Annotated in this window: 5 protein-coding genes; 2 read left to right on the top strand and 3 right to left on the bottom strand. The window is 60.4% G+C overall.

From position 1 onward, the window contains the following. Positions 1–66: 66 nt before the first annotated feature. On the top strand, positions 67–1,263 hold the full coding sequence (locus tag HJB83_RS33065; protein WP_207581938.1) for an efflux RND transporter periplasmic adaptor subunit: 1,197 nt from the start codon (positions 67–69) through the stop codon (positions 1,261–1,263). A 40-nt stretch (positions 1,264–1,303) separates the two neighbouring features. Next, entirely contained in the window at positions 1,304–4,486 is a 3,183-nt protein-coding gene (locus HJB83_RS33070) for an efflux RND transporter permease subunit (RefSeq protein ID WP_221117916.1), read from the top strand. Positions 4,487–4,498: 12 nt separating this feature from the next. Here the strand turns inward: HJB83_RS33070 and HJB83_RS33075 are convergent, their stop codons facing one another. The 3 genes from HJB83_RS33075 to HJB83_RS33085 all read right to left on the bottom strand — a co-directional run bounded on the left by HJB83_RS33075 (position 4,499) and on the right by HJB83_RS33085 (position 6,609). Further along, positions 4,499–4,828: a hypothetical protein gene (locus HJB83_RS33075; RefSeq protein ID WP_207581940.1), complete on the bottom strand. Its 330-nt coding sequence runs from the start codon at positions 4,826–4,828 to the stop codon at positions 4,499–4,501. Further along, positions 4,825–5,613 carry a DUF2092 domain-containing protein gene (locus tag HJB83_RS33080; RefSeq protein ID WP_221117918.1) on the bottom strand — a complete coding sequence of 263 codons (789 nt, stop codon included), beginning with the start codon at positions 5,611–5,613 and terminating at the stop codon, positions 4,825–4,827. Before HJB83_RS33080 ends, HJB83_RS33075 begins: the two co-directional genes overlap by 4 nt. A 201-nt stretch (positions 5,614–5,814) precedes the next feature. Beyond that, positions 5,815–6,609, bottom strand: coding sequence for a hypothetical protein (locus tag HJB83_RS33085; RefSeq protein ID WP_221133244.1), 795 nt, complete (start codon positions 6,607–6,609; stop codon positions 5,815–5,817). Between the last annotated feature and the right edge of the window lie 337 nt (positions 6,610–6,946).

Genomic DNA, 6,946 nt, shown 5'->3' on the forward strand with positions numbered 1-6,946 from the left:
CGGAGAAGGTCGTCTCCGCCGAGGCACGCATGAAGACTGGGGCTCGTAAACATCGGGGCGGCGGCAATGCGTGTGAGATTGGATCAGGGTCTGCACCTGTCAGTGGTGCTCGCCGGCATGGCAATTTTCGCAGGCTGCGAGGACAGCGGCAACACCTACGTCCCCCCTCCGCCAGCTCCGGTTCGCGTCGCCCAACCGGTCCAGCAGCCGGTCACCTTGTATTTCGAACTTACTGGCAATACGGCGCCGCTGAATTCCGTCGATATCGAAGCACGCGTCCAGGGCTACATCGAGTCCATCGATTACCAAGACGGCATGACGGTGACGAAGGGTACCAAGCTCTTCGGAATCGAACGAAACACCTACCAGGCGCAGTTCGACCAGGCGAAGGCATCGCTCGCCTCGCAACAGGCATCGCAGGTGGGTGCGCAGCAGGAATATGATCGGCAGCTCAATCTATCGAAGCAACAGGTCACCACACAGACCGCAGTCGACAGCGCCAAGGCGACGCTCGACGAGGCGAATGCGTCCATCCTCAACGCCCAAGCCAATCTCGAGCTGGCGACGATCAACCTCGGATATACGGAGGTGCTTGCCCCCTTCGATGGCACCGTCACGGACCATCTCGTCGATATCGGCGCACTCGTCGGCGTATCCGGCCCCACCAAACTCGCCAGCATCGTCCAGACGGATCCGCTTTATGCCTATTTCAACGTCAGCGAAGTCCAGGTCCTGACAATCAAGGAAACCATGGCAAGGCAGGGACATGCCTTCAAGCAGACGGACCTTCCGAGCATGGCTGCGGAAATTGGCTTGCAGACGGAACAAGGTTATCCGCACAAGGGTCATCTCGACTACGTGTCGCCTCAGCTCGATGCCTCCACAGGCACTCTTCAGGTACGCGCCTTATTCGACAACAAGGACCGGGCCATGTTGCCGGGTCTCTTCGTGCGGGTCCGAGTGCCGGTCGGCCATAACGACAAGGCTTTGCTGGTGCGCGACGACGCCATCGGAACGAACCAGTTGGGCAGCTACCTGCTCGTTCTGGGCAAAGACGATATCGTCGAGCAGAAACAGGTCAAGACCGGCCAGCGCGAAGGTTCGCTTCGCGTTATCGACTCAGGCCTCGATCCGGCCGACTGGGTCGTGACTCAAGGCATCCAGCAGGCGATCCCCGGCAGCAAGGTCACACCCGAGAAAATGGAAATGAACCCGGCGGCGAGCGCCGCCGGCGATGCCAAGGCCAACACCACCACGCAGTGAATTCGCCACCATGCTCATCTGAACGTCTAAGGACACCAGCATGATCTCGCGCTTCTTCATCGAGCGACCGGTGCTCGCCAACGTTCTGGCCTTGGTCTTCGTGCTCATCGGCGCGGTCGCCCTTCTCCAACTTCCTGTGGCGCAATATCCAAATGTCGTTCCGCCGACGGTGCAGGTGACGACGCGCTTCCCGGGCGCCAGCGCGCAGACCCTTATCGACACCGTCGCGTTGCCGATCGAGCAGCAGGTCAACGGTGTGCAGGACATGCTCTACATGCAGTCGGCGAGCGCCAGCGACGGGACCTATTCGCTGACCGTCACCTTTGCCATCGGAACGGATCCTGATCAGGCGCAAGTTCTGGTGCAGAACCGCGTCGCCATAGCGATGTCGTCGCTTCCCGAAGCCGTGCAGCTTCAGGGCGTGACGACGCAAAAGAAATCGACGGCGATCCTCGGCTTTGTCAGCCTGACCTCGCCCGACAGCCGCTATGACAGCTTGTTCCTGTCGAACTACGCCGTCATCAATCTGCAGAATGAGCTCGCCCGCCTGCCGGGCGTCGGCAACGTGACCGTGTTCGGCGCCGGCCAATATGCCATGCGCATCTGGATGGATCCGAACCTGCTGCAGGCCCGCGGCCTGACGCCGCAGGATGTCGTCAGCGTCGTGCAGCAGCAGAGCCAAGAGGTCGCCGCCGGTCAAATCGGCATTCCACCGGTGCCGAAAGGACAAGTCTTTCAATACACACTGAACGTCAACGGCCGGCTGAACGAAGCCGCCGACTACGAGAACATTATCGTCAAGGTCGAGAGCGGACAGGGCGGCCGCATCACGCGCGTCCGCGATATCGGCCGCGTCGAACTCGGCGCCCAGACCTACAGCCAGTCCTTCACGCAAAACGGCCGGCCGGCGGCCGGCATCGGCATTTTTCAATTGCCCGAGGCCAACGCCATTGCGGTGGCGCAAGCGGTGAACGCTAAAATGCAGGAGCTCTCGAAAGGCTTCCCGCCGGGGCTTGAGTATCATCTGCCGTTCGACACGACGAAATTCGTCAAGGCCTCCATCGACGAGGTTTACGTCACCTTGATCGAGGCCGGCGTTCTCGTTCTCATCGTCATCCTCGTCTTCCTGCAGGATTGGCGGGCGATGCTCGTGCCGGCGACCACCGTTCCGGTCACCATCATCGGCGCCTTCGCCGCCATGGCGGCATTGGGCTTCACCGTCAACCTGTCGACGCTGTTCGCCATCGTTCTTGCCATCGGCATCGTCGTCGATGATGCCATCGTCATCGTCGAAGGCGTCGCCCGGCACATCGAGGCGGGCATGTCCGGCCGGCAGGCTGCCGAGAAGGCGATGGAAGAACTGCTCGGCCCCGTCATTGGGATCACGCTGGTGCTGATGGCGGTTTTCATTCCGGCCGCCTTCCTGCCCGGCCTGACCGGCCAGCTCTATCGGCAGTTCGCACTCGTTATCGCCGCCACGGCGCTGATCAGCGCCATCAATGCCGTGACGCTGAAACCGACGCAATGCGCCCTCTGGCTGCGAGCGCCGGTGCCCTTCGAGAAACGCAACGCCTTTTATCGCGGCTTCAACAGGGGCTATGATTGGGGCGAGCGCCACTATGCCGGATTGATCGGATCGATGACCCGCCACAGCGGTATCATGGCGATCGCAGCACTTGCGCTGATCGGCGTCGCCGTCTGGGGGCTCACGCGCCTGCCGACCGCCTTTCTGCCCCTCGAGGACCAGGGCTATGTGCTGATCAGCGCGCAATTGCCCGACGGCGCTTCGAAGGAGCGGACGGATGCGGTGATGGAAGAGGTCGGCAAGATCGCCGAAACCACACCTGGCGTCGATCAGGTGCTGACTATCAGCGGCCTTTCCGTTCTCGACAACAGTGCCAGCCTGCAGAATGCCGGCGTCGCCTATGTCGTTCTCAAGGATTGGGACGAGCGCGGCAAGGCGAAGGGACAGGACCTGCTGTCGATCTATCAGCATCTGAACGAGGCGCTGCAAAGCGTGCTTGCCGCCAAGACTTTGGTCGTCGTGCCGCCTCCGATCCAGGGCGTCGGCAATGCCAACGGCTTTACCATGCAGGTCCAACTCAGAAACGGCGCATCCGACTATCCACTGCTGCAATCGCTTGCCGATACGATCGTCAAAAACGGCAATGCGCAATCATCGCTGCAGAGGCTCAGTACGCCTTTTCGCTCAAACGTGCCGCAGCTTGCGGTATCCGTCGATCGTATCAAGGCGGAGACGCTGGGAATTACGGTGGGCCAGGTCTTCTCCGCTCTCTCCGGCTATATCGGTTCGAGCTATGTGACGCAGTTCAACAAGTTCGGCCGCACCTTCCAAGTCTATGCGCAAGCCGCATCCGATTTCCGTATCAGCCCTGAAGACATCCGAAATCTGAAGGTCAAGGCCGGCGACGGGACCATGGTGCCGCTTGGCACGGTCGTCGATGTTAAGACGACGCAGGGCCCGTCCCTGATCAGCCTCTACAATCTCTATCCCACAGCCACCATCGTCGGCGGGCCAGCCGCAGGATTCAGCTCCGGCCAGTCGCTCGCGGTGATGGAGCAGATCGCCGATCAGACGCTGCCGCCAGGCACCGGCTTCGAATGGACGGCGCTGTCCTATCAGGAGAAGGCCGTGGGCGGGCAGATCTATTTTGTGTTCGCGCTGGCCATGCTCCTCGTCTATTTCGTGCTCGCCGGCCAATATGAAAGCTGGATCCTGCCGCTGGCGGTCATCCTCGCCGTGCCGCTCGCCCTTCTCGGAACGGTGGCAGCACTCATGGCGGCGGGCGTCGCCAACAATCTCTATACGCAGATCGGCCTCATCCTGCTGATAGCGCTCGCAGCCAAAAATGCCATCCTCATCGTCGAATATGCTCGCGAAAAGCGGGCAGAAGGCATGGAAATCCTGGATGCGGCCGTCGAGGCCGCCCGCCTGCGCTTCCGGCCGATCCTGATGACGTCCTTCGCCTTCATCCTCGGCGTCCTGCCGCTGGTGCTGGCGACGGGCGCCGGAGCATCGGCCCGCAAGTCGATCGGCATATCGGTCTTTAGCGGCATGATCGCCTCGACCTGCCTTGCCATCCTCTTTGTTCCTTCCTTCTACGTGCTGCTGCAGCGCCTCGAGGAACACTGGAAGCGCCGCGGAGCGACCACAAGCACGGCTGCACCAGTTGCGGAGGCGGAGATAGCGAAACTCCGGTAAGGCGAGCAGCAATTATTGGACGATCACCTGCACATAGACATTGCCGCTCTTGGCATAATAATAACCGCCGCAGCGATAATAATAGCCGCCGTAATAGGGACCATAGCGGCAGCCTGCTGGAAGCACGGCGATGGTCGTCGTCGTGCGTGTGACGACCCGGCGCGTCGTCCGGCGGGCAACGCCTGCATAGGAGAGCGGCGTCAGCGGTCTGCCGATGACGGCGCCCGCCGGCGTAGCGAAGCTGATCGACAGTGGCATGGATCCCTGCTCCCCGATGTGGAAGCCGGTGAATGTCAGAAAACCGGCCAGGCCGAGGGCGAGGAACAGCTTGTTATAGATCATTTTAAGTCTCCCATATCGGCGGCTTCAGGCAGCTCGTCGAGCGATTGCAGCTCACTGAGATCCACCGTCTTTGCACTGGCTGGAATCTCGATGGTGTAAGAAACGGCCGCCACATCCGCCCCGCTTTTGAAATCGCTGATTTCGAGAGTGTATTGCGGCGCCTGGACGACGTGCTTGCTGGTGATGACGTATCGCCGCGGTATGGGTTGCGGGCCGTTCTGTATCCAAATCTGCCAGTCGATCTCAGGCGTTCGGAAGGCCAGATATTCGCATTCAACCCCATCCACGAAAGCGCTGGAAATATGCTTGGCCTCCGTCACATCTGATATAAGCACGTCATAGACGTTGGAGGCTAAAAGATCGGCGCCCGGCGCTTCGACGCCTGCGGTCATCAGCCTGTCGATCAAATCATCGAGCGAACCCTTGCCGTCGATCTTGGCATAGGCGTCGAGGTTCTTGCCATGAACCGTCAGCGACGAACCGTCGAAACTCACATCGAGGTCGGCAAAGCCGCCGGTTCTCGTGACCCGCAGCTTATCGGGACGAGTGAGGTTGGCTGTCCCTGAACTCACGAACTGGAGTTTCTCGAAGGCAGGCGTCACTGCTTCGAGCGACGATTGATAGCTGAAGGAGATCGTCTTCTGCGCCGCCAGAAAATCGGACATCGTCTTTAAAAGAGCTTTCGCATCATCTGCCCATGCGCTGGTCGGCGGCGCCAGGCTGGCGGCAAGCGAAACATACAGGAGCATCCGCTTCAACCGCGGGAAAGGGAAAGTCGATGACATGGCAATGCCTTTCGTTGGTGTCGTCATTGATTTCATCGAATTGCAGATGGCGCCGGACCTGCCGCAGCCGAACATGAAAAGTGCCGATGCAATGCAGGCATGCGGGTAAACCACCGCTTGCGGACTTCGCGGGATCGCGCGCACCAAATTTCTCGGCGGAACGCGCGATGGTCTCTTTCAGAGAGCAACTGCGAACGAGCGTTACAAGCCCGAGGTCAGCACGCGATGGCAGGCTGGTGATACGCGTTGCAGATTGTCGCGCAGGCAGGCAATGCCTCGCCCTCCCCCCAAAGGCACCATGCGGCACAATGCCCGGAAGTCCGCTCCGCAGGTTTCACGCAGGATCATCACTTCCTCACGCGGTGAGAAGGCTGGCATCACTGCCCGAGGGGCCGGCGTGATCGCACCGGTGGCAGCCGCAGCGCCGGCCGACGGCGCCCCCGATTCCCCCAATGCCGCAACGGCTTGCTGACATGGTGCCGATAGAGCCGCGTTGCGCTGTTGCAGACAGCTGAGCGCCGCCGCACCGCCCGGCGTGACACCGGAACATTGCGCCATGAAATCGCGCTGACAGGCCGATTTGACCGCATTGCGCTGCGCCTGCGTCGGCTGATGCGCCGGCGTGCCGGTAGCAGGCGCCGGGGTAGTCACCGCAGTATTTGCAGGCGCAGCCGGCGTCGGCGCCGCCGATGTCGATTTGGGTTTGACGTTCACGGCGGACACCGCTTTCTGACAACCTGCCGAAAGCGTAGCGCTATGCTGCTGCAAACAAGTGAGCGCCTCGATACCTCCCGGCGTAACCCCGGAGCATTTCGCCATGAAATCGGAGCGGCACTCTGCTCTGATGGCATCACGCTGCTCTTCGGTCGGCGCTTGCGCAGACACAATCCCGGCGAGAAACACCACCGCGCAGAACGCAGGCAACCCGAAGATTAGCGATAGAAGACGCCGCCGCCGATACGGAAGCGCCAGCAGGAAAGATCCCCATTTTCCCATGATTCCCCCCCAATAAATCTTTGATCTACTTCATGAAATCGAACTGCCTTTGAATAGGATAAATACGCGCCGCCGAATGGACGGACGTTACTTGCGACTGTGAAAATGTAAGAAGCGCCTGATTTAGGTATATTAGAATATTATCTATTTAGCAACTATCTACGTCGCTTGAAAAGCGACCGCAACTCATCGGAATAGTGTCACCGTCGCCCCGTAAACGCAAAAGCCCGCCATGAGGCGGGTTTTTGGGTATTGTGTGTTTGATCATGGAAGGATTGGTTGCGGGGGCAGGATTTGAACCTGCGGCCTTCAGGTTATGAGCCTGACGAGCTACCGG

This window comes from Rhizobium sp. NZLR11 (genome assembly GCF_019685115.1).
Taxonomy (GTDB): Bacteria; Pseudomonadota; Alphaproteobacteria; order Rhizobiales; family Rhizobiaceae; genus Rhizobium.